The 23,617-nt window shown below is 67.5% G+C and carries 19 protein-coding genes; 11 read left to right on the top strand and 8 right to left on the bottom strand.

Annotated elements, in window-relative coordinates:
* The first annotated feature begins 16 nt into the window (after positions 1 to 16).
* The 4 genes from arcA to EV580_RS09940 are packed head-to-tail and all read left to right on the top strand — an operon-like array spanning position 17 to position 5,996.
* A complete protein-coding gene (gene arcA, locus EV580_RS09955; RefSeq protein WP_133690842.1) occupies positions 17 to 1,222 on the top strand; it encodes an arginine deiminase in 1,206 nt (401 codons plus the stop codon).
* A complete protein-coding gene (locus EV580_RS09950) occupies positions 1,219 to 2,667 on the top strand; it encodes an aldehyde dehydrogenase (protein WP_133690841.1) in 1,449 nt (482 codons plus the stop codon). The genes arcA and EV580_RS09950 overlap by 4 nt, the downstream gene beginning before the upstream one ends.
* A gap of 24 nt (positions 2,668 to 2,691) precedes the next feature.
* Entirely contained in the window at positions 2,692 to 4,437 is a 1,746-nt protein-coding gene (locus EV580_RS09945) for a flavin-containing monooxygenase (RefSeq protein ID WP_133690840.1), read from the top strand.
* Positions 4,434 to 5,996 (top strand): flavin-containing monooxygenase, encoded by a 1,563-nt coding sequence (locus EV580_RS09940; RefSeq protein ID WP_183517706.1) that lies wholly within the window; start codon positions 4,434 to 4,436, stop codon positions 5,994 to 5,996. The genes EV580_RS09945 and EV580_RS09940 overlap by 4 nt, the downstream gene beginning before the upstream one ends.
* On the opposite strand, the gene EV580_RS09935 is transcribed toward EV580_RS09940, so the two are convergent.
* Together EV580_RS09935 and EV580_RS09930 are read right to left on the bottom strand one after the other, a co-directional pair.
* Complete coding sequence (locus EV580_RS09935) at positions 5,936 to 8,224, bottom strand: CaiB/BaiF CoA-transferase family protein (RefSeq protein ID WP_133690838.1); 2,289 nt, start codon at positions 8,222 to 8,224, stop codon at positions 5,936 to 5,938. The two genes, EV580_RS09940 and EV580_RS09935, sit on opposite strands and share 61 nt — an antisense overlap.
* A gap of 5 nt (positions 8,225 to 8,229) precedes the next feature.
* The gene (locus tag EV580_RS09930; RefSeq protein ID WP_133690837.1) at positions 8,230 to 9,369 is read right to left on the bottom strand and encodes an NDMA-dependent alcohol dehydrogenase; all 1,140 of its coding nucleotides are present in this window, start codon (positions 9,367 to 9,369) and stop codon (positions 8,230 to 8,232) included.
* A 90-nt stretch (positions 9,370 to 9,459) separates the two neighbouring features.
* Here EV580_RS09930 and EV580_RS09925 point away from each other — a divergent pair, with 90 nt between their 5' ends.
* Positions 9,460 to 10,386 carry an LLM class F420-dependent oxidoreductase gene (locus tag EV580_RS09925; protein ID WP_133690836.1) on the top strand — a complete coding sequence of 309 codons (927 nt, stop codon included), beginning with the start codon at positions 9,460 to 9,462 and terminating at the stop codon, positions 10,384 to 10,386.
* 110 nt (positions 10,387 to 10,496) lie between these two features.
* Complete coding sequence (locus EV580_RS09920) at positions 10,497 to 11,282, top strand: type IV toxin-antitoxin system AbiEi family antitoxin (protein WP_133690835.1); 786 nt, start codon at positions 10,497 to 10,499, stop codon at positions 11,280 to 11,282.
* A gap of 52 nt (positions 11,283 to 11,334) precedes the next feature.
* Here the strand turns inward: EV580_RS09920 and EV580_RS09915 are convergent, their stop codons facing one another.
* On the bottom strand, positions 11,335 to 12,885 hold the full coding sequence (locus tag EV580_RS09915) for a dolichyl-phosphate-mannose--protein mannosyltransferase (protein WP_133690834.1): 1,551 nt from the start codon (positions 12,883 to 12,885) through the stop codon (positions 11,335 to 11,337).
* Positions 12,886 to 12,910: 25 nt separating this feature from the next.
* Here EV580_RS09915 and rsmI point away from each other — a divergent pair, with 25 nt between their 5' ends.
* Entirely contained in the window at positions 12,911 to 13,750 is an 840-nt protein-coding gene (gene rsmI / locus EV580_RS09910; protein WP_133690833.1) for a 16S rRNA (cytidine(1402)-2'-O)-methyltransferase, read from the top strand.
* Here the strand turns inward: rsmI and EV580_RS09905 are convergent.
* The 4 genes from EV580_RS09905 to metG form a co-directional block, all read right to left on the bottom strand.
* Positions 13,717 to 14,952 (bottom strand): aminodeoxychorismate synthase component I, encoded by a 1,236-nt coding sequence (locus EV580_RS09905; protein WP_133690832.1) that lies wholly within the window; start codon positions 14,950 to 14,952, stop codon positions 13,717 to 13,719. The two genes, rsmI and EV580_RS09905, sit on opposite strands and share 34 nt — an antisense overlap.
* 40 nt (positions 14,953 to 14,992) lie before the next feature.
* Positions 14,993 to 15,886, bottom strand: a complete 894-nt coding sequence (locus tag EV580_RS09900; RefSeq protein ID WP_133690831.1) for an RNA polymerase sigma-70 factor — start codon at positions 15,884 to 15,886, stop codon at positions 14,993 to 14,995.
* Positions 15,883 to 17,055: an NAD(P)/FAD-dependent oxidoreductase gene (locus EV580_RS09895; RefSeq protein WP_133690830.1), complete on the bottom strand. Its 1,173-nt coding sequence runs from the start codon at positions 17,053 to 17,055 to the stop codon at positions 15,883 to 15,885. Before EV580_RS09895 ends, EV580_RS09900 begins: the two co-directional genes overlap by 4 nt.
* An 82-nt stretch (positions 17,056 to 17,137) precedes the next feature.
* The gene (gene metG, locus EV580_RS09890) at positions 17,138 to 18,691 is read right to left on the bottom strand and encodes a methionine--tRNA ligase (protein ID WP_133690829.1); all 1,554 of its coding nucleotides are present in this window, start codon (positions 18,689 to 18,691) and stop codon (positions 17,138 to 17,140) included.
* Between the two features lie 28 nt (positions 18,692 to 18,719).
* Between metG and EV580_RS09885 the strand changes: the two genes are divergently transcribed.
* The 3 genes from EV580_RS09885 to rsmA all read left to right on the top strand — a co-directional run bounded on the left by EV580_RS09885 (position 18,720) and on the right by rsmA (position 21,706).
* Positions 18,720 to 19,547 (top strand): TatD family hydrolase, encoded by an 828-nt coding sequence (locus EV580_RS09885; RefSeq protein ID WP_208114582.1) that lies wholly within the window; start codon positions 18,720 to 18,722, stop codon positions 19,545 to 19,547.
* Positions 19,548 to 19,673: 126 nt separating this feature from the next.
* The gene (locus EV580_RS09880; RefSeq protein ID WP_133690827.1) at positions 19,674 to 20,795 is read left to right on the top strand and encodes a resuscitation-promoting factor; all 1,122 of its coding nucleotides are present in this window, start codon (positions 19,674 to 19,676) and stop codon (positions 20,793 to 20,795) included.
* Positions 20,792 to 21,706, top strand: a complete 915-nt coding sequence (gene rsmA, locus EV580_RS09875; protein ID WP_133690826.1) for a 16S rRNA (adenine(1518)-N(6)/adenine(1519)-N(6))-dimethyltransferase RsmA — start codon at positions 20,792 to 20,794, stop codon at positions 21,704 to 21,706. Before EV580_RS09880 ends, rsmA begins: the two co-directional genes overlap by 4 nt.
* On the opposite strand, the gene EV580_RS09870 is transcribed toward rsmA, so the two are convergent.
* Positions 21,694 to 22,503 (bottom strand): serine/threonine-protein kinase, encoded by an 810-nt coding sequence (locus tag EV580_RS09870; protein ID WP_133690825.1) that lies wholly within the window; start codon positions 22,501 to 22,503, stop codon positions 21,694 to 21,696. The genes rsmA and EV580_RS09870 overlap by 13 nt on opposite strands.
* Before the next feature lie 68 nt (positions 22,504 to 22,571).
* On the opposite strand from EV580_RS09870, the gene EV580_RS09865 reads away from it, so the two are divergent.
* The gene (locus EV580_RS09865; RefSeq protein WP_133690824.1) at positions 22,572 to 23,516 is read left to right on the top strand and encodes a 4-(cytidine 5'-diphospho)-2-C-methyl-D-erythritol kinase; all 945 of its coding nucleotides are present in this window, start codon (positions 22,572 to 22,574) and stop codon (positions 23,514 to 23,516) included.
* Positions 23,517 to 23,617: the final 101 nt, after the last annotated feature.

Below are 23,617 nucleotides of genomic sequence, written 5' to 3'. Positions count from 1 at the left end.
TGTTACGGTGCTATTCGTGACTGCTGCCGTGCTGGGTTCCAACTCCGAGGTGGGGACGCTGCGCGTGGTCATATTGCACCGCCCCGGCGCCGAGCTGCAGCGGCTGACGCCGCGCAACAACGACAAGCTGCTTTTCGACGGACTGCCGTGGGTGTCGCGGGCCCAGGAGGAGCACGACGCGTTCGCCGATCTGCTGCGCTCCCGCGGTGTTGAAGTACTGTTGATGTCCGAGCTGCTCACCGAGGCGCTGAACAGTGGCGCGGCCCGGATGCAGGGCATTGCCGCCGCCGTGGATTCGCGCCGCCTGGGATTGCCTCTGGCGCAGGAACTTTCGGCCTATCTGCGCAGCCTGGAACCCGCTGCGCTGGCGCACGTGCTGACGGCGGGCATGACCTTCACCGAGCTGCCGTCCGCCAAGACCGACACCTCGCTGGTGCGGCGCATGCATCACGGTGGCGACTTCGTCATCGAACCGCTGCCCAATCTGTTGTTCACCCGCGACTCGTCGTTCTGGATCGGACCGCGGGTGGCGATCACCTCGCTGGCCCTGCCGGCCCGGATCCGCGAAACCTCGTTGACCGACCTGATTTACGCCCACCACCCGCGGTTTCTCGGGGTCCGGCGCGCGTACGAATCGCACACCGCGCCGGTGGAGGGCGGCGACGTGCTGTTGCTCTCGCCGGGTGTGGTGGCTGTCGGGGTGGGCGAGCGCACCACCCCGGCCGGCGCGGAAGCGTTGGCGCGCAGCCTGTTCGACGACGGCCTGGCCCACACCGTGCTGGCCGTGCCGATCGCCCAGGAGCGGGCGCAGATGCATCTGGACACCGTGTGCACGATGGTCGACGTCGACGCCGTGGTGATGTATCCGGCCATCAGCGATTCGCTGTCGGCGTTCACCATCAAGCGCACCCCGGACGGCGTGACGATTCTCGACGAGGCCCCGTTCGTCAAGGCCGCCGCTGAGGCGATGGAAATCGAGCAGTTACGGGTCATCGACACCGGACTTGATCCGGTGACCGCCGAACGTGAGCAGTGGGACGACGGCAACAACACGCTGGCGCTCGCGCCCGGCGTCGTCGTCGCCTACGAGCGCAACTCCGAAACCAATGCCAGACTGCAGGATTCGGGCATCGAGGTGCTGCCCATCGCCGCCTCCGAACTCGGCACCGGCCGCGGTGGTCCGCGCTGTATGTCCTGCCCGGTCGCGCGGGATCCGCTGTGACCGAACTGCTGATCGGCGGGCGGCTGGTCGCCGGCGGGAGCGGTACGTTCGACACGATCAACCCGGCCACCGAGGAACCGATCGGACCGGCCGCCGACGGCGACGCCGCGGACATGGACCGCGCGATCGCGGCGGCCCGTTCGGCATTCGACGACAGCGACTGGTCGCGTGATGTGGCGCTGCGGGTGCACTGCCTGCGCCAGTTGCGCTCGGCACTGAACGCTGAGATCGAAGAGCTGCGCAGGATCACGGTTGCCGAGGTGGGCGCGCCGGTCACCGGCACCTACTCCTCGCACCTCCAGGGTCCGATCGACGACCTGGAATATCCCGCCGGGGTCGCGGAAAACTATTCGTGGACCACCGATCTCGGGGTGGCATCGCCGATGGGGATCGCATCACGGCGCTCGCTGGTGCGCGAAGCCTACGGTGTGGTCGGCGCCATCACCCCGTTCAACTTTCCGCACCAGATCAACCTCGCCAAGCTCGGGCCCGCGTTGGCGGCGGGCAACACGGTGGTGCTCAAGCCGGCCCCCGAAACCCCGTGGTGTGCCGCCCATATCGGGCGGATCATCGCCGAGCACACCGACTTTCCCCCCGGCGTCGTCAACATCGTCACCTCCAGTGACCCTCGTGTCGGCGCGCGACTGAGCGAAGACGCCCGGGTGGACGTGGTGTCGTTCACGGGGTCGAGCGCCACCGGTGCGGCGGTGATGGCCGCCGCGGCGGGCACCATCACCAAGGTCTGTCTGGAACTCGGCGGCAAATCGGCATTCGTCGTCCTCGACGATGCCGAACTGGACCGGGCCTGCGGCGCATCGGCGATGGCGGTCTCGCGCCACGCCGGGCAGGGCTGCGCGTTCACCACCCGGCTGCTGGTGCCCCGTGGCCGCTACGACGAGGCCGTCGAGGCGGCCGCCGCGGCCATGGCCGGCATCCCGGTCGGGGACCCGACCGACCCAGCGACGGTGTGCGGCCCGCTGATCTCGGCTCGACAACGGATGAGGGTGCAGAGCTATTTGGATCTGGCTGTGGCAGAGGGTGGTTCGTTTGCGTGCGGTGGCGGCAGGCCTGCGGGGCTGCGCGCCGGGTTCTTCATCTCGCCGACGGTGATCCGCGGGCTGGACAACTCCGCACGCGTGGCCCGCGAGGAGATCTTCGGGCCGGTACTGGTGGTGCTCGCCCACGACGGCGACGACGACGCGGTCCGCATCGCGAACGATTCGCCGTACGGCTTGTCCGCGGCGGTGTGGGGTTCCTCGGAACGGGCAGCGGTCGTGGCGGCGCGGCTGCGGACCGGCACCGTCAGCGTCAATGGGGGAGTGTGGTATTCGGCCGACGCACCGTTCGGTGGCTACAAGCAGTCGGGCAACGGCCGCGAGATGGGCGTGGCGGGGTTCGAGGAATACCTCGAGACCAAGGTGATCGCTTATGCGATCAAGGCATGACAGAACAAATATAGTGCGGGGAACGTGACCGACCTGCCCTTCGACCCCGACGCGCTGCGCGCCCGATATGCACGCGAGCGTGAGGTCCGGCTGCGTTCCGACGGAATCGGGCAGTACGTCGAGGTGGCGGGTGACTTCGCGGGATTCGCCGATGACCCGTGGTCGGGCGAACCCGCCGAGCGCGAGCCGTTGACCGACGAGGTGGACGTCGCGATCATCGGCGCCGGATTCGGCGGCCTGCTGACCGGGGCGCGGCTGCGCGAACTCGGTGTGCCGCGGATCCGGCTGATCGACAAGGCCGCCGACGTGGGCGGCACTTGGTACTGGAACCGGTACCCCGGTATCGCGTGTGACGTCGAGTCCTACGTCTATATGCCGCTGCTCGAAGAGACCGGCTACCTGCCGACCGAGAAGTACGCCAAAGGCCGGGAGATCTTCGCGCACTGCCAGCGCATCGCCGAGCACTACGACCTCTACCGGGATGCCTGCCTGCACACCGAGGTCAGCCAGATCCGGTGGGACGAGGGGCTCTCGCGCTGGATCGTGGAGACCGACCGCGGCGATGCGATCCGCGCCCGGTTCGTGTCGATGGCCAACGGCTACCTGCAGAAGCCGAAGCTCCCTGGTATCCCCGGTATCGCGACGTTCGCCGGGCACACGTTCCACACCAGCCGCTGGGACTACGACTACACCGGTAAAGACCTGGAACTGTTGGCCGACAAGCGAATCGGCATCATCGGCACCGGTGCGACCGCCGTGCAGTGCGTCCCGCACCTGGCGCGCGCGGTGGGGCACCTTTCGGTGTTCCAGCGCACGCCGTCGTCGGTGGACGTCCGCAACAACCAGCCGACCGACCCGCAGTGGGCCGCGACCCTGACACCCGGCTGGCAGCGCCGCCGGATCGAGAACTTCCAGCAGCTCACGGCCGGCGGTGAGGCCGACGAGGACCTGGTGGCCGACGCCTGGACGTCGATCACCAAGACCCTGCTGGTGATGCGGGATGGCGAGCTCGCCGATTTCGCGAAGATGGAGGAGGTCCGCGCGCGCGTCGATGCGATCGTCACCGACCGCGACACCGCCGAGGCACTCAAACCGTGGTACGGCTACTTCTGCAAGCGACCGTGCTTCCACGACGACTACCTGGCGACGTTCAACCGGCCCAACGTGACCCTGGTGGACACGGGTGGCCATGGCGTGCAACGCATCACCGAACGGGGCGTCGTGGTCGACGGTGTCGAGCACGAGATCGACTGCCTGATCTTCGCGACAGGATTCGAGGTCGGCACGGAATACGCGCGGCGGACGGGTTTCGAGATCGTCGGCTGTGACGGGCTCACCTTGACTGGCAAGTGGGCCGACGGGGTACGGACCCTGCACGGACTGATGGTCGCGGGATTCCCGAACCTGTTCGTGGAAAGCATTGCGCAATCCGGGTTTACGGTGAACTTCCCCTACCTGCTCGATGTCCAGGCCTCCCATGTCGCGTGGATCATCGCCGAGGCGCTGGCGCGTGACGTCGCCCGACTCGAACCGACCACCGCCGCCGAGGACGGCTGGGTCGACACCGTGGTGGGCCGGTCGGCGGGCACCGCTGACCGGGCCCGGTCCTGCACCCCCGGCTACTACAACCGGGAAGGGCAGGCCAACGCCACCACCCGGCAGGGCAGCTTCTTCTACGGCACACCGACCGAATACGCCGACATCCTGGCGGCCTGGCGAGCCGACGGCACGCTCGACGGACTCGATGTCGGGCGCGGTGATCGCTGGTGAAGTATGCGGCCGGGCGTCTTCGGGCGGCCCTCCGTAGGCGGCCCTCGCCGCGGGTCGCCATCATCGGTGCGGGTTTCGGCGGCCTCGCTGCGGCAGTGGCGTTGCGGCGCAGGGGTATCGACGATCTGGTGATCATCGAGCGCGCTGACGGGGTGGGCGGAACCTGGCGGCTGAACACCTATCCCGGTGCGGCGTGCGATATCCAGAGCCACCTGTATTCGTTCTCGTTCGCCCCGAACCGGAACTGGAGCCGCACCTACGCGCGCCAGCCCGAGATCCTCGCATACCTGGAGTCGGTGGCCGACGACTTCGACCTGCGGCGGCACCTGATGACTGAAACGGCCGTGCGGAGCATCCGATGGAACTCCGACACCTCACGGTGGGACCTCGACCTCGAATCACTGGCCACGGGAGACGATTTCGCCTGCACCGCCGATGTGGTGGTCAGCGCGGTGGGTCTGTTCGGGGAGCCGAAACTGCCCGATATCGACGGCTTGACCGACTTCGGCGGCTCGATCATGCACACCTCCCGGTGGGATGCGAGTATCGATCTCGCCGGGCGTCGGGTCGCGGTGATCGGCACGGGAGCCAGTGCCGTGCAGGCTGTTCCCGAGATCGCCAAGGTTACAGCCGAAGTGACGGTGTTTCAACGGACGCCGCCGTGGATGGTGCCCAAGGACGATCGGGCCTTCACCGACGACCAGCTGAACAGGTTCCGCCGCAGCCCGTTCGCGGCCCGCCGCGAACGCTGGCGACTGTGGAAGGAACAGCACGACAACACCGCGCTGCGCCGCGACGACCCGCTGGTCGCCGGGCGGCAGGGCATCGCCGAAGGGTTCCTGCAGCGCAGCGTCGCCGACGACGACCTCCGCGCGGCACTGACCCCCGACTATCCTTTTCGGTGCAAGCGGGTGCTGCTCGGCGGCGACTACTACGCCGCGCTGCAGCAGGACAACGTGTCACTGGTGACCGAGCCCATCGACAAGGTCACCGAGACATCGGTGTGCACAGCACAATCGACGACCGATGTCGACGTCATCGTGCTGGCCACCGGATTCCAGACCAGCCACTACCTGTCGGGAATCGACGTGACCGGTACCGACGGCCAGTCGCTGCACGAGCGCTGGGGTGAGGACCCGAGCGCCTACCTGGGCGTCGCCGTCAGCGGGTTCCCCAACTTCCTGATGCTGTACGGCCCCAACACCAATCAGGGCGGCAACTCGATCGTATACATCCTGGAGGCCGGGGCCCGGATGGTCGCCGACGCGGTGAACCGCCTCGCCCGCGCGGGCGGCACGCTGGAGGTGCGGGCCGACGCCGAGCGGCGGTTCAACGACGAGATCTCCGCCGAACTCGAGCAAACGGTGTGGACGCAGTGTGGCAGCTACTACAAGTCACCGGCCGGCCGCATCGTCACGCAGTGGCCGTATAACGAGCTCGAATACGCGCGGCGCACCTGGCGCCTGCGGCCCCGGGACTGGATTCACCGCGGAGCTGGTCACAAGCCCAGCGGCCAGGACCCGATGACCTTGTCGTCTTCCAGCCGAGCCAAGTCCTGAGCCGTCAATCCCAATGAACTGCCGAGTATTTGGGCATTGTCCTGGCCCAGTAGCGGTGCGGCACTGTTCACGAAGTGGCCGGTGACCGGCGGTCGCGGGTAGGGCAGTGGGCCGCACAATGGGTGATCGAGGGTCTGGAAGAAGCCCCTTGCCTGCAGCGCGGCGTTGTCGATCACGTCGGGCGGCTGGACGACTGGTGCGGCCGGGATGCCCGCGGCAAGGAACGCCGATACGGTCTCGTCGCGGGGCTGGTCCTTGCACCAGTCGGCAAGATGGCCGTCGATGAGGTCGGCGGTGTCTTCGGCGTAGATAAGGTCGTGTGCCCATACGGGTTGTCCGAGAACAGCTTTCAGTGCGTGCCAATCATCGTTGTCGCGGACGCTCACGGCAATCCATTGATCGTCTCCGGCGCAGGCGTAGACGTTCTGCACGGCGAACTCGTGACCGCGATTGCCCCGCCGGGTCAGCAGAACCCCGGCGACGTCACGTTCGATCACCTGCAGGGCGCTGGCGTTGAGCACCACGTCGATCATCGGCAGCTCGACCAGCTGGCCCTGCCCGGTGCGGCGCCGGTGCTCCAGGGCGGCCAGCGTGAGGAAGGCGGCATGCACGCCGGCCAGGGGATCGCAGGCACCGCGCGGCGCGGTGGGCAGACCGTCGGGATAGCCGGTGAGCCAAGCCAATCCGGCCAGCTGTTCCATCGTCATCGCGAATCCGACCCGGTCGCGCCACGGGCCGTCGAGCCCGAAGCCCGGCATCCGGACCTCGATGATCTGTTCGTTGAACCCGCGCAACTCGTCGTAGCTCAGCCCGAAATTCTCCATCACCCGCGGAGTGAAGTTCTCCACCACCACGTCGGCCTCGGCGACCATCCGGCCGAAAAGCGCTCGGCCTTCCTCAGATCCGAGATCCAGGGTGATCGAGCGCTTACCGGAGTTCACGCCGTGGAACACCCAGCTGTACTCCCACCAGCGTTCGACGTCCTCGCGGAATCCGCCGGCGAAACGCATTCCGTCCGGGCGCTGTACCGATTCGATCTTCACGACGTCGGCGCCGAGCATACCCAACAGATGGGTGGCCGTCGGGCCGGCCCAGAACGCCGTGAGGTCGACGATCCGGACACCGTCCAGCGGCAGGCCGGTCCGCTCGGCGCGCGATTCGCGGGGCGTCCAGGGCGAATCAGTGTCACCGAGGGCGGGCGGCAGGGCAGGTGGCAGTGGGGGTGTGGCGCTCATCCGCCACGGTGCCCGGGGCGCTCGGAACCCTGAGGGATGGCTCAGGAACGATTCCCGTTCGATGAAATGGTCCATGCTGGAGAGGGTTTCGCCGTTGCCGATGGCCGTCATCGGAATCCGGAACAGCGCGGCCAGCTCGACGATCTCCGCCACCGTGTGCGTGGCGAAGAAGTCGGCGGTGCGGGCTCGGATGAGATCCCGCTGTTCCCAACGTCCCACCTGGAAGCGCAACTCGGGGACGTCGGCCAGATCGGGGCACTCGACCATCGCGCAGAAGTCCTGCCACTGCTGCCCGGTGGCCATCGAGATGCCGACATAGCCGTCCTTGGCGCGCTCGACCGACGGCACCTCGGTGGATCGGCCGAGTACCTCCAGCAGCATCAATTCCTTGCGCAGCCAGGAGAACACCTGCATCGAGGTGGTCATGGCCTCCAGGACCGACATGTCGAACGGTCCGCCGCCGCGGTGTGCGGCCAGGGCGAAGAACGCGGCGTAGCTGCCGGCGATGAACTCACCCAGATCCCCGCCCACGGCGATGGGTGGGCGCTCGGGCTCACCGCGTGAACCGGTCGATCCGCACCAGGCCTGCAGGGTGAACTCGGTGGCGGGCACGTCGATCCACGGGCCACTCCAGCCGAAGTTCGAGACGGTGATCACCGATGTGCGGCAAGCGATCTCGTCGACGTCGAGGCCGAGGTCGGCGGCCTCCGCCGGCGTCGACCCCAAGATGACGATGTCGGCGGAGTCCACCAACTCGGGCGGAACCGTCGGGCTGCTGATGCTGCGCTTTCCGCCGGACAGGAACGAGAAGAACGGGCTGTCACCGGCAGATGGCGGAACACCGGCGGGCCGGTACCGTCGCAGCCGATGTCCGGCGGGGGGTTCCACCATCACCACATCGGCACCGGCGTCACGCAACAACTTGCCGCAGTATGCGGTGGCGATGCGATCGCCGATCTCGAGCACTCGGATACCCGACAGCGGAGACGTCATGTGATTCAGGCGATCCCGAAGTCGATCACGCCGCGGACCAGCTCGCCCCCGAGCAGGTCATCGAACGCGGTGTTGATGTCGTCGAGGTGGTAGCGGCGGGTGATCATCTCGTCGAGGCGCAGCTGGCCGGCGGTGTACATGCCTGCCAGCAAAGGGATTTCGGAGCGTGGATTACACGACCCGAACACCGTCCCACACAGGTTCTTGTTCATCAGCACCAGGTCCTGGATATCCAGCTGCACCGGCAGTGCGCCGGACGGCGCCATCCCGGTCAAGACGCACGTTCCGCCCTTGCGGGTCAGCGCGAGCGCGTCGCGGACATCGTCACCGGTGATATCGGAGGGGGCGACCACCACGCAGTCGGCCATCACCCCGCGGGTCAGGTCGCGAACCAGATCGTTCGCATCGCCTGCCGAGACGGCCGTGTGCGTCGCGCCGAAGTCGCAGGCCGACTTGCGTTTGGTATCACGGGGATCCACCGCGACGATCGTCGTCGCTCCGTTGATGCGGGCGCCCTGGATGGCCGCCGTCCCGATGCCGCCCGCGCCGACCACCACGACGGTGTCGCCGCCGCGGACATTGCCGCGGTGGGCGGAAGAGCCGTAGCCGGTGGGAATCGCGCAGGCCAGCAGGGCGGCGGGCACCAGCGGGATGTCGGGGTCGATCTTCACCAGCGAATCGGCCGCCACGACAGTGTGTTCGGCGAAAGCGCCGATCTTGGATGTGTGCCCGACGTCCTCCCCGTCGAGGGTGTGATGGCGGAACGTGCCGTCGGTCGGCATGCCGGGGATCAGCACTCCGGCGCCCTTGTCGCACAGGTACTCCATGCCCGAAGCGCACCAGCGGCAGTGCCCGCACACCGCGACGAACGAGGTCACCACGTGATCGCCTGCGGCCAGCCCGGTCACGCCCGGCCCGACCTCGACGACGACGCCCGAGCCCTCGTGGCCGCCGATGGTCGGCGGTCGGCTGGTGGGCGCGCCGGGAGGCGACATGAAACCGTTGCGGATGTGGTCGTCGGAATGGCAGAGGCCGGCGGCGGCCATCTGGATCAGCACCTCACCGGCGCGCGGGGGATCGAGCTCGAACTCCTCGACGGACCAGTCGCCGCCCATCTCGCGGACGATGGCGGCGCGGCTCCTCATGGCCCTGACCTTACGGGCCGGAGATATTCCTCAGTTCGCGGAGAGTGAAACGGGGCGCGCGCCCCGCTTATCCGGGCTTACGTTGAGCTCGTGGCAATCAAACTTGGACTTCAGATCCCGAACTTCTCCTACGGCACCGGCGTCGAGGAACTCTTTCCCACCGTGATCGCCCAGGCTCAAGAGGCCGAGGCGGCCGGATTCGACTCCGTCTTCGTGATGGACCACTTCTACCAACTGCCCGGCCTCGGTGCTCCCGAGGAGCCGATGCTCGAGGCGTACACGGCGCTGGGCGCGCTGGCCACCGCCACCGAACGCGTCCAGCTGGGCACGCTGGTCACCGGAAACACCTACCGCAACCCGACCCATCTGGCGAAGACGATCACCACGCTGGACGTGATCAGTCAGGGCCGGGCCATCCTCGGAATCGGCACCGGCTGGTTCGAGCTGGAGCACGACTCGCTGGGCTACGAGTTCGGCACGTTCACCGACCGGTTCAAGAAGCTTGACGAGGCGCTCGAGATCATCCTGCCGATGCTCAAGGGCGAGCGCGTCACCGTGGACGGCAAGTACTACCGCACGCAGGAGGCGTTCGCCAATCCCCGCTTCCGCGACCACATTCCGCTGATGATCGGCGGCAGCGGTGAGAAGAAGACAATCCCGTTGGCCGCCAAGTACTTCGACCACCTCAACATCATCGCCGGTTTCGACGAGCTGCCCCGCAAGGTCCAGGTGGTCAACGAGGCGTGCGAGAAGATCGGCCGCGACCCGGCAACGCTGGAAACGAGTGTGCTCGCCATCGCGCTGATCGACGAGAACATCACCGCCGACATGATCCCGGACGATTTCAAGCAGCAGGCCGTGTTCGGCAGCCCGGAGCAGATCGCCGAGCAGATCAAGACCAAGGTGCTCGACGCCGGCGTCGACGGGGTCATCCTCAGCTCGGCAACGATCAACGGGTACAAGCCCGGTGGCGTCACCGCGGTGGCGGAGCTGCTGAAGCCGGTACTCGGGCTCTGACATTCGCCGAAATCGACACCAGGGTCGTGATTTCGAGAATTCCACAGCCCTGACGGCGTTTTCGCCGCGGCGAGGCCGATCTTGTCGGGCCCACCGACCAGTATGCGGACATGTCATCGCCGTTCATCGGAAGCGAAGCGGTCGCCAGGGGCTTGCTGACGCGGGGTCAGCTGCGCTGGAACTACACCGCAATACACCCTGACGTGTACGTCCCCAACGGATCCGAACGCACCCTCGACGTGCATGGGGCGTCCTGGGTCGCAGCAGAGACGCCAGTCGAACTCATCGGATGCGCGCGCCGCCGACAACCCGGCGTTATCGTGCGCGAAGAGCGAATCGCGGCCGACGAAGTCGTCTCGATGTGCGACCTCCTCGTCACCACGCCGGAGCGCACCGCGCTGGACCTCGCCCGCCACCTTCCGCGCTCCGAGGCGCTCGCCCGCCTCGACGCCCTCGCGGCGGCCACCGGAATCGAGCCGGACGCCTCGCTCGGGCTTGCCGACCGCTACCGGGGCGCTCGAGGAGTGCGACGAGCCCGCGCCATCGCACCGCTGACTGACGCCGGGGCACAGTCGCCGCGGGAGTCGTGGCTTCGGCTCTTGCTGATCGATGCCGGCTTTCCCCGACCCGTCACGCAGATTCCGGTATCCGACAGCTATCGAAGAGCGTTCATCGATCTCGGTTGGGACGAACCGAAAATCGGGCTCGAATACGAGGGCGGGCACCACCAGTCGGATCGAGCCCAATTCGTGTGGGACATCGGCCGCCAGGATCTGTTGGAAGAGTTGGGCTGGCTCATCATTCGGGTGGTGAAGGAGCACAGCCGTGCCTACATCCTTCAGCGAGTGAATGACGCCTTCAACCGGCGACGGTTTCCGCTCGCGAGATCTGCCTGAGGGTCGTCAATCGGTCGAATTCACGACCCTGGTGTCGATCTCGCGCAAGACATCAACGCCAGCTGGGCAGCCAGATCTCCATGTTCCACGTCGACTGCGAGATCGGCACGCCGGTCAGCACCGGATACAGCCACGCGAAGTTCGTGATCACCAGCGCGACATAGCAACTCACGACGATCAGCCCGAGCGTTCGCCGTTCGGCATTCTGGTTGGGCGCGTGCAGCAGGTCGCCGAGGATCAGCGCGATCCCCATGACCAGGAACGGCGCCATCGGTACCGCGTAGAAGAAGTACATCTGCCGGTCAATGTCGGCGAACCAGGGCAGGAATCCCGCGCAGTACCCGGTCAGCACGACCGCATACCGCCAGTCGCGGCGCACGAACGCGCGCCACAGCGCGTAGACGAGGACCGGCACCGCCAGCCACCACATCGCGGGTGTGCCGACCAGCATCACGGCCTTCACACACGAGGCCGCCCCGCAGCCGGGCACGTTCTGGTTGTCGATCGCGTACAGCACCGGCCGCAGCGACATCGGCCACGTCCACGGCTTGGACTCCCACGGATGGTGGTTGCCCGCGGAGTTCGTCAGCGTCGAATGGAAGTGATACGCCTTGTACGTGTAGTGCCACAGGGAGCGGATCGCGTCCGGCGGCTGATACCACTGCCGTTCGCCGATCGACTGTCCGACCTCGTAGCGGTTGACCGCGGTCTCCGAGGAGAACCATGGCCCGTAGGACGCCAGGTACACCGCGAACGGGATCGCCAGGAAGACATAGGCCGTCGGGCCCAGATCGCGCCGGATCGCCCCGAACCACGGCCGCGGCACCCGGTACGCCCGGCGCGCGGCGATGTCGAACGCCAGCGACATCGCACCGAAGAACACGATGTAGTACAGCCCCGACCACTTCGTCGCGAAAGCCAGACCCAGCAGAACGCCCGCACCGAAGCGCCACCACCGCACGCCCAGCCGCGGACCCCACGGTGTTTCGGCGATGCGTCCCTCGAGCAGCGCGTTGTGCATACGTTCGCGCATCTGGTCGCGGTCGACGATCAACGCGCCGAACGCCGCGACGACGAACAGCGTCAGGAAGCTGTCCAGCAGCGCGGTGCGCGCCGCGACGAAGCTCACGCCGTCAGCGATCAGCAGCAGCCCGGCCACCGCACCGACCAGCGTCGAGCGGCTGATCCGCCGCACGATGCGCACCACCAACAGGACCAGAATCACCCCGAAGACCGCGCTGGTGAACCGCCAGCCCACACCGTTGTAGCCGAAGATCGCCTCGCCGAACGCGATCAGCTGCTTGCCCATCGGCGGGTGCACGACCAGCCCGAAGCCGGGGTTGTCCTCGACGCCATAGTTGTGCAGCACCTGCCAGGCCTGCGGCGCGTAGTGCTTCTCGTCGAAGATCGGTGTGCCGGCGTCGGTGGGCGAACCGAGGTTCATCAGCCGGGTCAGCGCGGCCAGCGCGGTGATGATGGCGGTGGCCACCCAGCCCTCGATGCGATCCAGCGGGCCGAAGTCGGCGACCGGCACCAGCGGGCCTGGGCTGATGACGGGTGCGTGGCGCGGGTGCGCCTCGAGGTCATCGGCGGTGGTGGTCATCGCTGTCGATCGTAGGCTGTCGGGCATGACGGAGGGTCGACTGCTGCTCGGTGCCACGCCGTTAGGCCAGCCGGGCGACGCCTCGAAGCGGCTGGTCGATGCGCTGTCCACCGCCGACATCGTGGCCGCCGAGGACACCCGGCGGGTCCGCACCCTGGCCCAGTCGCTCGGTGTTCGGATCGGCGGACGGGTGGTCAGCCTGTTCGACCAGAACGAGGCCGCCCGGGTACCGCAACTCATCGACGACATCAAGGCCGGGGCGACCGTGCTGGTGGTCAGCGACGCCGGGATGCCGCTGATCAACGATCCCGGCTACCGGATGGTGACGGCCTGTATTGACGTCGGGGTGGCTGTTTCGTGTTTGCCCGGCCCGTCGGCCGTCACCACCGCGCTGGCCGTGTCCGGGCTGGCGTCGGACCGGTTCTGCTTCGAGGGGTTCGCGCCGCGTAAGCAGTCCGCGCGGCGGACGTGGCTGGCCGGGTTGGCCACCGAACAGCGCACCTGTGTGTTCTTCGAATCACCGCGGCGACTGGCCGACTGCCTGCACGACGCCGTCGACGAACTCGGCGGGCAGCGCCGCGCGGTGGTGTGCCGTGAGCTGACGAAGGTGCACGAGGAGATCCGGCGGGGCACGCTGGCCGAGCTGGCGGAGTGGGCCGACGAGAAGGTACTGGGCGAGATCACCGTGGTGCTGGCCGGCGCGGTGCCCACCACCGACCTGCCGACGTTGGTCGCCGAGGTCGAGGATCTGGTGGCCGACGGGATGCGGGTCAAGGATGCGTGCGCGCAGGTGGTCGAGGCCCATCCGGGCGCACCGTCCAAGAATGAGCTCTACGAGGCGGTGCTGCGCTCGCGCGAATCGTGAATCACCGGGGCGGCCTTGTGCAGGCATTCCTGCCATTCGGCTTCCGCGTGCGAATCGGCGGTGATCCCGCCGCCGACGCCGAGGACGGCCGTACCGTGCGCGTCGAATTCGACGGTGCGGATCGCGACGTTGAGTTCGGTCCCCGCGATCGGCGACGCCATCCCGACGGTGCCGCAGTACACCCCCCGCCGCCGCGGCTCCCACTGTGAAAGTAGTTGACGGGCACGGCCTTTCGGTGTTCCCGTGACAGACGCGGGTGGGAACGCCGCGTCCAGTAGTGCCGCGTTCGGGATGTCCGGGCGAACCGTGGCCGCCACCGTCGACACCAGATGCCACACACCCGGTGCGGCTTGGACCGTCAGTAGTTCAGGGACGGTGACGGTACCGGTGTCGGCGACGCGGCCGAGGTCGTTGCGCACCAGGTCGACGATCATGATGTTCTCGGCCACGTCCTTGGCCGACGCCAGCAGCTCGGCGGGCGAGCACTGCAACGGCAGGGTGCCCTTGATCGGACTGGACGTGACCTCGTCACCGACCCTGCGCACGAACAACTCTGGTGACAGTGAGGCCACCGAACCCCAGTCGCCGGCCAGGTAGGCGGCTCGCGCCGGCGTGGTCCGGGTGACCGCATCGGCGAAGAACTCCAGCGACGAGCCGTGCAGCGTGCCGGTGAATTGCGTACACACGCAGGCCTGGTAGATCTCACCGGCGCCGATCGCGGCAAGGGCGGCCAGCACACCGTCTTGGTGGCGTGCGAAATCAGGTTCTTCCCAGTCGATTTCGTACGTGCTGCGCGGCGGGGGAGACGAGAGTGCGTCGGAGACCCATCCCGCAATCGGTGCGCCGGAAAGGCTTTCGTGCCACCAGTAGCCGTCATGGTCCTGTCGAAGCACGCTGTCGGTCCAGCCGCCTGCCGCCTCCGGGATCCGCGGCGGCGCGCCGTCGGATGCGGCGTCGGGGTAGGACAGGTAGCCGATCCACCCGCCCCCGACCGCGTCCCCGGAATTGCCGGGTGGCACGGCGAACACCTCGGCGGAGTCGACCGCCCGCACCGACACGGCCGGGGCGATCAGCGCGCTCGCGCCGAACCATTCGCCGACGAGCGCGGCCGGCGGCGCCAGCCGGTGCCGCTCCGCGCCGCCTGCCACGGCGCGCAGAACATCGGCGGCGGTGCCGAGATCCCCGAGCCGGTCGGTGCGCATGGCCATAGCCTGACGCCTGGGGCCAGCAGACGCAAAGGCGTCAGCGACTGATCTCCCGGCGCACCGTCACGGTCGCGAGCTTCTCCGGGTTGCGCATCGCGTAGAAGTTCGTGATCGTCCCGTCGGTGATCTCGACCAACATCACCGACTCGGCCTGATCGCCGCGGTAGACGACGATCGCCGGAGCGCCGTTGTAGTTCGCACCTTCGATCCGGTACTCGGGGGTCGCTTGGCGGAACAGTCCGATGATCAGCCTCGCGACCTTGGCGGGTCCCAGCACCGGCCGCCGCGCCGCGCTGGCCTTCCCGTCGCTGTCGGAGGTGAACACCACATCGGGTGCCAGCAAGCTCATCAAGCCGTCCAGATCGCCCGTCGCGGCCGCCATCAGGAACTGGGTGGTGATCTGTTCGGACTGCTGCGGGTCCAGTGGCTCGAACCGGCGGCGTCGCGAGTGCACGTGCTCACGGGCGCGATGCGCCATCTGGCGCACCGCGACCGTGGATTTGCCGATGGCGTCCGCGATTTCGTCGTGGCTGAAGCCGAACACCTCGCGCAGCACGAACACCGCGCGCTCGTCGGGCGTCAGCGTCTCCAACACCACCAGCATGGCCATCGAGACCGATTCGGCCAGAACGACATCCGCGGCACCGTCGCGTTCGTCGAGCAGCAGCGGCTCGGGCAGCCACGGACCGACGTAGTCCTCCCTGCGGCGAGCCTGGCTGCGCAGCGTGTTCAGTGCCTGCCGGGTGACCAGTTGAGCCAGATAGGCCTTGGTGTCCCGCACCTCATCCAAATCCACTGTCGCCCAACGCAGATAGCTGTCCTGTAAGACATCGTCGGCCTCGGTGGCCGAGCCCAGGATCTCGTAGGCGATGGTGAACAGCAGTGGCCGCAGCAGAGTGAACCGGTCGGCGTGTTCGTCGGCGGCGGTCACTTGGTGACCACCGGCTGCGGTGCGGGGCGCTTCCCGCCACCCTTGAGCCAGAAGTAGGACCCCGGCTTGCGGGCCTCCTTGCGCAGGAAGCTGATCGTCCCCTTGCAGACCGCCTCTTTGATCGTCGCCGCGGTGCGTCCGCCGATGTACAGCGGCAACGGCACGTCGTTGGTGCGGGCGATCTGGATCGTGGCCCCAGTGCGGCCCAGGCTGATGCACTGGCCGGTGAACGCCTGGCTGATCACCGCAGGCCGCTCGCCGGCGATGCGGGCCAGCACGGTGTTGGCGGCCTGAGCGCCCAATGGGATCGCGGCCTGGCAGCTCATCCGCAGTGGCTGGTTCGACGGGGCGGCAGCGTCGCCGGCGGCGACGATCCTGTCGCTGTCCACGCTGGTCAGCGTCTCGTCGGTGAGCAGGCGGCCCATCGCGTCGGTGCGCAGCCCGGACCGGGCGGCCAGATCGGGAACACCGAACCCTGCCGTCCAGATCGTCACGTAGCTGGGCAGCCGGCGTCCATCACCCAGCGTCACCGCGTCGGCGGCCACTGCGGTCACCATGGCGTGCGGCCCGTCGACGATCTCGACGCCGAGCTTGCGCAACCGCTTGGCCACCGACCGGCGGCCCGGGGTGCTCAGGTACGGGCCGAGGACCGCACCGCACACCAGCGTGACGGTGCGGCCCTGCTCGGCCAGTTCGGCCGCGGTCTCGATCCCGGTCGGGCCGGCGCCGACAACGCACACCGGCGCGCCGTAGTGCAGGTCGTTCAGCGCGGCGGTCAGTCGCTGCGCTTCCTCGAGATCGGCGATGGGATAAGCGAATTCGTCGGCTCCCGGCACGGCCGGCGCAGCCGAACCGCTGCCGACCGCGTAGATCAGGTAGTCATAGGGCAGCGGCGGGCCGCTGATCAGTTCCACCTGCCGCGCCTGCGTGTCGATGCGGGTGGCGGCGTCGACCACCAGCTCGATGCCCGCGCCGAGAATGTCGGCGAACTCCACGACGGCATCGTCGGAACCGGTGATCAGCTGGTGCAGCCGGATCCGCTCGACGAAGTCCGGACGGGGGTTCACCAGGGTGATGTCCACGTCGGGGCGCAGCCGCAGGTGGTTGGCCGCGATCACTCCGGCGTAGCCGCCGCCGATCACCACAACTCGGGCTCGTTGCTCGGTCATCACATCTCTCCTTTGAGGTCGCTTGAGCGTGCTGACCTCGAGACACCAGGTGCCCCCCAAATGTGACGCTACGTGACGCAGCTCACTCGGCCGGCTGGTACCTCGGGAACACCCCTGTCGGCGCCGGCAGCGCGGTGCCTGGCGCGATGCGCACCGCGACCGCGCCGAAATCGCGCTCCGACTCGGGCTGGCCCAGCAGATCGAGCAGGGTGGCCGCCGACGTCGGCATGACCGGTTGCACCAGTAGCGCCGCGATCCGGACCACCTCGAGCGTCACGTACAGAACCGTCCTGAACCGCTCCTGATCGCCCGCCACCTCCGACTTGCGCAGCACCCACGGTTCCTGGGCGGAGAAGTACCGGTTGGCCGCGCCGAGCATCGCCCAGATCGCTTCCAGCGCAAGGTGCATGGCGGGCACGTCGAAATGTGCGCGCACCTTCGGCAACAGCTCGTCGGCCAGCGTGAGCAATTCCCGGTCGGCGTCGGTGAACTCACCGGGCTCCGGAACCTGCGCCTCGAGGTTCTTGTTGACCATCGACAGCGAGCGCTGCGCCAGGTTGCCGAATTCGTTGGCGAGGTCGGCGTTGATCCGGCCGATGATGGCATCCTCGCTGTAGCTGCCGTCCTGGCCGAACGGCACCTCACGCAGCAGGAAATACCGGACCTGGTCCAGGCCGAAGGCGTCGATGAGCGCAAACGGATCGACGACGTTGCCCACCGACTTACTCATCTTCTCGCCGCTGTTGAGCAGGAAGCCGTGGACGAAAACCCGTCGCGGCAGCTCGATGCCCGCCGACATGAGGAACGCGGGCCAGTACACGGTGTGGAACCGGATGATGTCCTTGCCGATCATGTGCAGGTCGGCGGGCCAGTACTTGCGGAACGACTCGGAATCGGTGTCGGGGAATCCGGCGCCGGTGAGGTAGTTGGTCAGCGCGTCCACCCACACGTACATGACGTGATCGGGATGGCCAGGCACGGGAACTCCCCAGTCGAACGTGGTGCGGGAGATCGACAGATCGCGCAGCCCGCCGGAGACGAAGCTGACGACCTCGTTGCGGCGCACGTCGGGAGCGATGAACTCCGGGTGCGACTCGTAGAGGGCCAGCAGCCGCTCGGCATAGGCCGACAGCCGGAAGAAGTAGGTCTGTTCCTCGGTCCACGTCACCGGCGTGCCGGTCTCGAGTGAGTACTTGTTGCCGTCGGCGCGCGTCTCGAGCTCGTCCTCGGTGTAGAAGCGTTCGTCGCGCACCGAGTACCAGCCGGAGTACGAGTCGAGATAGATGTCGCCGGCGGCGTCCATCCGCTTCCAGATCTCGATCGACGCGTCGATATGGTCGGCGTCGGTGGTCCGGATGAAACGGTCGAAGGACGCCCCGAGCTTCTCCTGCATCGCCTGGAACGCATCGGAATTGCGGCGCGCCAGCTCGGCGGTGGGGATGCCCTCCGCGGCGGCGGTCTGCGCCATCTTCAGCCCGTGCTCGTCGGTCCCGGTCAGATAGCGCACGTCGAAGCCGTCGAGCCGCTTGAAGCGCGCGATCGCATCGGTCGCGATGTACTCGTAGGCGTGCCCGATGTGCGGCGCACCGTTGGGATAGGCGATCGCGGTGGTGAGGTAGTACGGGGACTTGGTCATTTGAGACACAACTTTAAGGTGTGTGAACGTGAGCAACCGTCGTGAGCCACCGCCGCTGCCGGAGCCGTTGACCCCGCTGATCGACGCCCACACCCACCTGGACGCCTGCGGAGCCCGCGACGCCGATGACGTCCGCGCGATCCTCGATCGCGCGCAGGCCGCCGGCGTGCAGGCCGTCGTCACCATCGCCGACGACCTCGACGCCGCGCGGTGGGCCGCGCAAGCCGCCACCTGGGACCCGCGGGTCTACGCCGCGGTCGCCTTGCACCCGACCCGTGCCAACGCGCTGGACGACGACGCCCGCGCCGAGCTGGAACGGCTGGCCGCCCACGAGCGCGTGGTGGCGGTCGGGGAGACCGGCATGGACCTCTACTGGCCGGGCAAGCTCGACGGCTGTGCCGACCCTTCGGTTCAGCGGGAATCCTTCGCGTGGCATATCGACCTGGCCAAACGCACCGGCAAACCGCTGATGATCCACAACCGCGACGCCGACACCGAGGTACTCGACGTGCTGCGCGCCGAGGGCGCCCCGGACACCGTCATCTTCCACTGCTTCTCTTCAGGTCCCGAGATGGCGCGGACGTGCGTCGATGAGGGCTGGGTGCTCAGCCTGTCGGGAACGGTCAGCTTCAAGAACGCTCGCGACCTGCGAGAGGCGGCCACGCTGATCCCGCCAGACCAACTTCTGGTCGAGACCGACGCCCCGTTTCTGACCCCGCATCCGTACCGCGGGGCGCCCAACGAGCCGTATTGCCTGCCCTACACCGTGCGGGCGCTGGCCGAGGTGGTCGACCGCCCGGCGGGGTTGCTGGCAGAGCAGTCATCGGCCACCGCGCGGCGGGTCTACGGTCTCTAAGAGACTGTTGAGAGCCGCGAGCCCGGGTTGCTCGGGTCCGGTCCGGTTCGTTACCGTCTTGTGATCAAAGGGGAGCCACATTGGCGCCCCTGTTTGTTTGTTAGTGCCTAGGCAGGACCGAAACTCTTGAATGCGTTGACCAAGCTCCATCAGTCGCCGTCACCGATCCTCCGTCTCGTCGTCGCCGCAGTGCTGCTCACGCTGGCCGGTGCCGGGGTGTTCGCGGTGATCTCCGAGAAGACCGTGACGCTCAACATCGACGGCACCCAGCTGAAGGTCAGCACGATGAAGTCGCGGGTGATCGACGTCATCGAGGAGAACGGCTACTCCGTCGGCGACAAGGACGATCTCTTTCCCGGCGCCAACCAGTCGGTGAACGATGCCGAGACGATCGTGCTGCGACGCAGCCGCCCGCTGCAGATCTCGCTGGACGGCCAGGATTCCAAGCAGGTGTGGACCACCGCGTCGACGGTGGACGAGGCCCTGGCCCAGCTGCGGATGACCGATACCGCGCCGGCCGCGGCCTCGCGCGGCAGCCGCCTGCCGCTGGAGGGCATGGCTCTTCCCGTGGTCAGCGCCAAGACGGTGCAGATCAATGACGGCGGTGTGGTCAGCACGGTCCACCTGGCCGCCCCGAACGTGGCCGGCCTGCTTGACGCCGCCGGTGTTCCGCTGGAGCAGGCCGACTCGGTCGTTCCCGCGGCGTCGTCCCCGGTCATCGCCGGGATGCAGATCCAGGTGACGCGGACCAGGGTCCAGAAGGTCACTCAGCAGATGCCGCTGGTTCCGGTTGCGCAGCGGATCGAGGATCCGACCATGAACATGAGCCGTCAGGTCGTTCAAGATCCCGGGACGCCCGGACTGCAAGACGTAACTTTTGCTGTCGCGACGGTCAACGGTGTGGAAACCGGACGGCTGCCCGTTGCCAATTCTGTGCTTGTCCCCGCACGTGATTCGGTTCTCCGGGTCGGTACCAAGCCGGGTACCGAGGTGCCGGTCGTTGAAAACGGTCCTATCTGGGATGCCATTTCCAGGTGCGAAGCCGGTGGTAACTGGGCGATCAATACCGGCAACGGTTACTACGGCGGTGTGCAATTTGATCAAAACACCTGGGAAAGAAACGGCGGACTGCGCTATGCTAGCCGTGCCGATCTGGCAACAAGAGAAGAACAAATCGCAATTGCTGAAGTAACGCGATCGCGACAAGGCTGGGGAGCGTGGCCCGTGTGTGGTAGGGGTGCATCGTGACAATTCGTCTACTCGGACGTACCGAGATCAGAAATCTGGCCAAAGAACTCGACTTCAAGCCGCGTAAATCTCTGGGCCAGAATTTCGTACACGACGCAAATACCGTGCGTCGTATTGTCTCGGCGTCTGGCATTAACAAGCACGACCATGTTCTCGAGGTCGGGCCCGGCCTGGGCTCGCTGACCCTGGCGTTGCTGGATCGCGGTGCCACCGTGAGCGCCATCGAGATCGATCCGGTGCTTGCCCAGCGTCTGCCCAAGACGGTTGCGGAGCACTCGCACAGCGAGATCCACCGGCTGACCGTGCTCAACCGGGACATCCTCGGCATCGAGCGGTCCGATCTCATCGAGCAGCCCACCGCCGTGGTCGCCAACCTGCCGTACAACATCGCGGTTCCCGCGCTGCTGCACCTGCTGGCCGAATTCCCCTCGATCCGCACCGTGATGGTGATGGTCCAGGCCGAGGTGGCCGAGCGGCTCGCGGCCGAGCCCGGCGGCAAGGACTACGGGGTGCCCAGCGTCAAGGTGCGCTTCTTCGGCAAGGTCCGGCGCTATGGCATGGTGTCGCCGACGGTCTTCTGGCCCATCCCGCGGGTGTACTCCGGTCTGGTCCGCATCGACCGTCACGAGACCTCGCCGTGGCCCGAGGACGACAACTTCCGGCAGAGCGTCTTCGATCTGATCGACATCGCCTTCGCGCAACGCCGCAAGACCGCGCGCAACGCGTTCCTGGAATGGGCCGGCACGGGCAACGAGTCCGCCGAGCGCCTGCTGGCCGCCAGCATCGACCCGGCCCGTCGTGGGGAGACGCTGACCGTCGCCGATTTCGTCCGGCTGCTGCAGCGCTCTGCCGACTTCACCGGCGCGACCGACACCTCCGAAGGCCCGTCGCGGCCCGCTCAGGTGTTCTGAGCGCGCACAACCTCGGCGAATTGATGCACCAACTCGGTGCATGACGGGTACCTGCGGTCTGGGTCTTTCGCGATGGCTCTGGCCAGGACCATGTCGAATGACCTTGTCAGCCAAGGGATCTGCCGCGACAACTCCGGTGGCGGCGCATGTAGGTGTGCATCGATGAGCGTCAACGGATCGTCCGCGGCGAACGGTGGTGCGCCGGTGAGCAACTCCAGGGCTGTGCAGGCGAGCGCGTATTCGTCGGTCGCGGCCTGCGGCAGGCGCCCCGCCAAGAGTTCAGGAGCGGCATAGGGCAACGACGCCACCACCTGGGTGGGGCGATGCCAGACGTCCTCGGCGAGCACATGCGCGACGCCGAAGTCGATCAGCACTGCGCCGTGCTCCGAAAAGTCTTGATGGACAAGAATATTCGCAGGCTTCACGTCGCTGTGCACGACGCCGTCGTGATGGGCGTGATCGAGTGCGGCGGCGATCTGGCCGAGTGCGGTGAGCTTGTCGTCCAGTGATGCCAGCCGGGCCGCATTGCCGCCGTCGACGTACTGCATCGTCATCCAGTGCTCGCCGTGGTCGTAAACGGTCACGATGTGGCGGTGCCGCAGCCGATCTGCGATGCGGAACTCCCGGGCCAGCCGGGCGGTGCCCATGTGGTCGCGGTGCTGCTCGTCAAGCACCTTCAGCGCGACGACCGGATGCCGCTGGGTCGCATCGCGGGCGAGGTAGACCGCTGCCTGGCCGCCGCGGCCCAACAGGTTCTCGATCGCATAGCCCGCGAACGTCTGCCCGGGATGCACCACGCTTTGACCCTAGATTCGCGGGCCGGTGACGGGACGGGGAATCGCGTGAGGCGCGATAGTCTCGTCCGGTGCCCCCGTCCAACGGCTCCACCGCGTCCGAATGGGTGCCCACCGGGTCGGTGACCGTGCGCGTGCCGGGCAAGGTGAACCTCTATCTGGAGGTCGGCGACCGCCGCGACGACGGCTATCACGAACTCGTCACCGTCTTCCATGCCGTTTCCCTGGTCGACGAGGTGACGGTGCGCAACGCCGACGTCCTGTCGCTGCGGGTGGTGGGGGAGGGCGCCGACGACCTGCCCGTGGACGAGCGCAATATCGCCTGGCAGGCGGCTGAGCTGATGGCCGAGCACGTCGGACGCGCGCCCGATGTGGACATCACCATCGAGAAGTCGATCCCGGTGGCCGGCGGGATGGCCGGCGGGAGCGCCAATGCCGCGGCCGTCCTGGTCGCGATGAACAACCTCTGGGAGCTGGGCGTGCCGCGCCGCGACCTGCACGCCCTGGCCGCACAGCTGGGCAGTGACGTCCCCTTCGCGCTGCACGGCGGCACGGCGCTGGGCACCGGCCGGGGCGAGGAGTTGGCGACGGTCTTGGCCCGCAACACGTTTCACTGGGTGCTGGCCTTCGGGCTGGGTGGACTGTCGACGGCGCAGGTCTACAACGAGATCGATCGACTGCGCGAGAGCGGGGATCCACCGCGGCTGAGTGATCCCGAGCCGCTACTGGGTGCACTTGCAAGCGGTAACCCCCGCGAGCTGGCCGCGCTGCTGGGTAACGATCTCCAGGCGGCCGCACTGAGTCTCAACCCTGGTCTGCGCCGGACGCTGCGCGCCGGAGCCGAAGCCGGGGCGCTGGCCGGCATCGTGTCCGGATCGGGCCCGACCTGCGCGTTTCTGTGCGAATCGGCCGCTGCGGCGGTCGACGTCGGCACCGAACTGGCCGGTGCGGATGTGTGTCGCACCGTGCGGGTTGCCAGCGGTCCGGTGCACGGCGCCCGCATCGTTTCCAGTTGAGTCACCACTGTGTCGATTTCCCGGGTCGCTGCGCTCCTGCCCTCCGGATCATGTGTGACGCGCTTCTCATTAGCCTCGAAAACTTGGCAGTAACTTAAGGG

Origin of the sequence: Mycobacterium sp. BK086 (assembly GCA_004362315.1) — a bacterium.
Taxonomy (GTDB): Bacteria; Actinomycetota; Actinomycetes; order Mycobacteriales; family Mycobacteriaceae; genus Mycobacterium.
Note: the sequence above shows the minus strand (reverse complement) of the source record. Positions and strands in the feature narration are given on the sequence as shown.

Bases quoted from the DNA above. Each gene is read 5' to 3' on its own strand.
- EV580_RS09935 (WP_133690838.1), bottom strand. From the start codon at position 8,224: ATGACGTCTCCGCTGTCGGGTATCCGAGTGCTCGAGATCGGCGATCGC.
- rsmI (WP_133690833.1), top strand. From the start codon at position 12,911: ATGACGGAGGGTCGACTGCTGCTCGGTGCCACGCCGTTAGGCCAGCCG.
- EV580_RS09895 (WP_133690830.1), bottom strand. From the start codon at position 17,055: ATGACCGAGCAACGAGCCCGAGTTGTGGTGATCGGCGGCGGCTACGCC.
- EV580_RS09920 (WP_133690835.1), top strand. From the start codon at position 10,497: ATGTCATCGCCGTTCATCGGAAGCGAAGCGGTCGCCAGGGGCTTGCTG.
- EV580_RS09905 (WP_133690832.1), bottom strand. From the start codon at position 14,952: ATGCGCACCGACCGGCTCGGGGATCTCGGCACCGCCGCCGATGTTCTG.
- EV580_RS09930 (WP_133690837.1), bottom strand. From the start codon at position 9,369: ATGAGGAGCCGCGCCGCCATCGTCCGCGAGATGGGCGGCGACTGGTCC.
- metG (WP_133690829.1), bottom strand. From the start codon at position 18,691: ATGACCAAGTCCCCGTACTACCTCACCACCGCGATCGCCTATCCCAAC.
- EV580_RS09915 (WP_133690834.1), bottom strand. From the start codon at position 12,885: ATGACCACCACCGCCGATGACCTCGAGGCGCACCCGCGCCACGCACCC.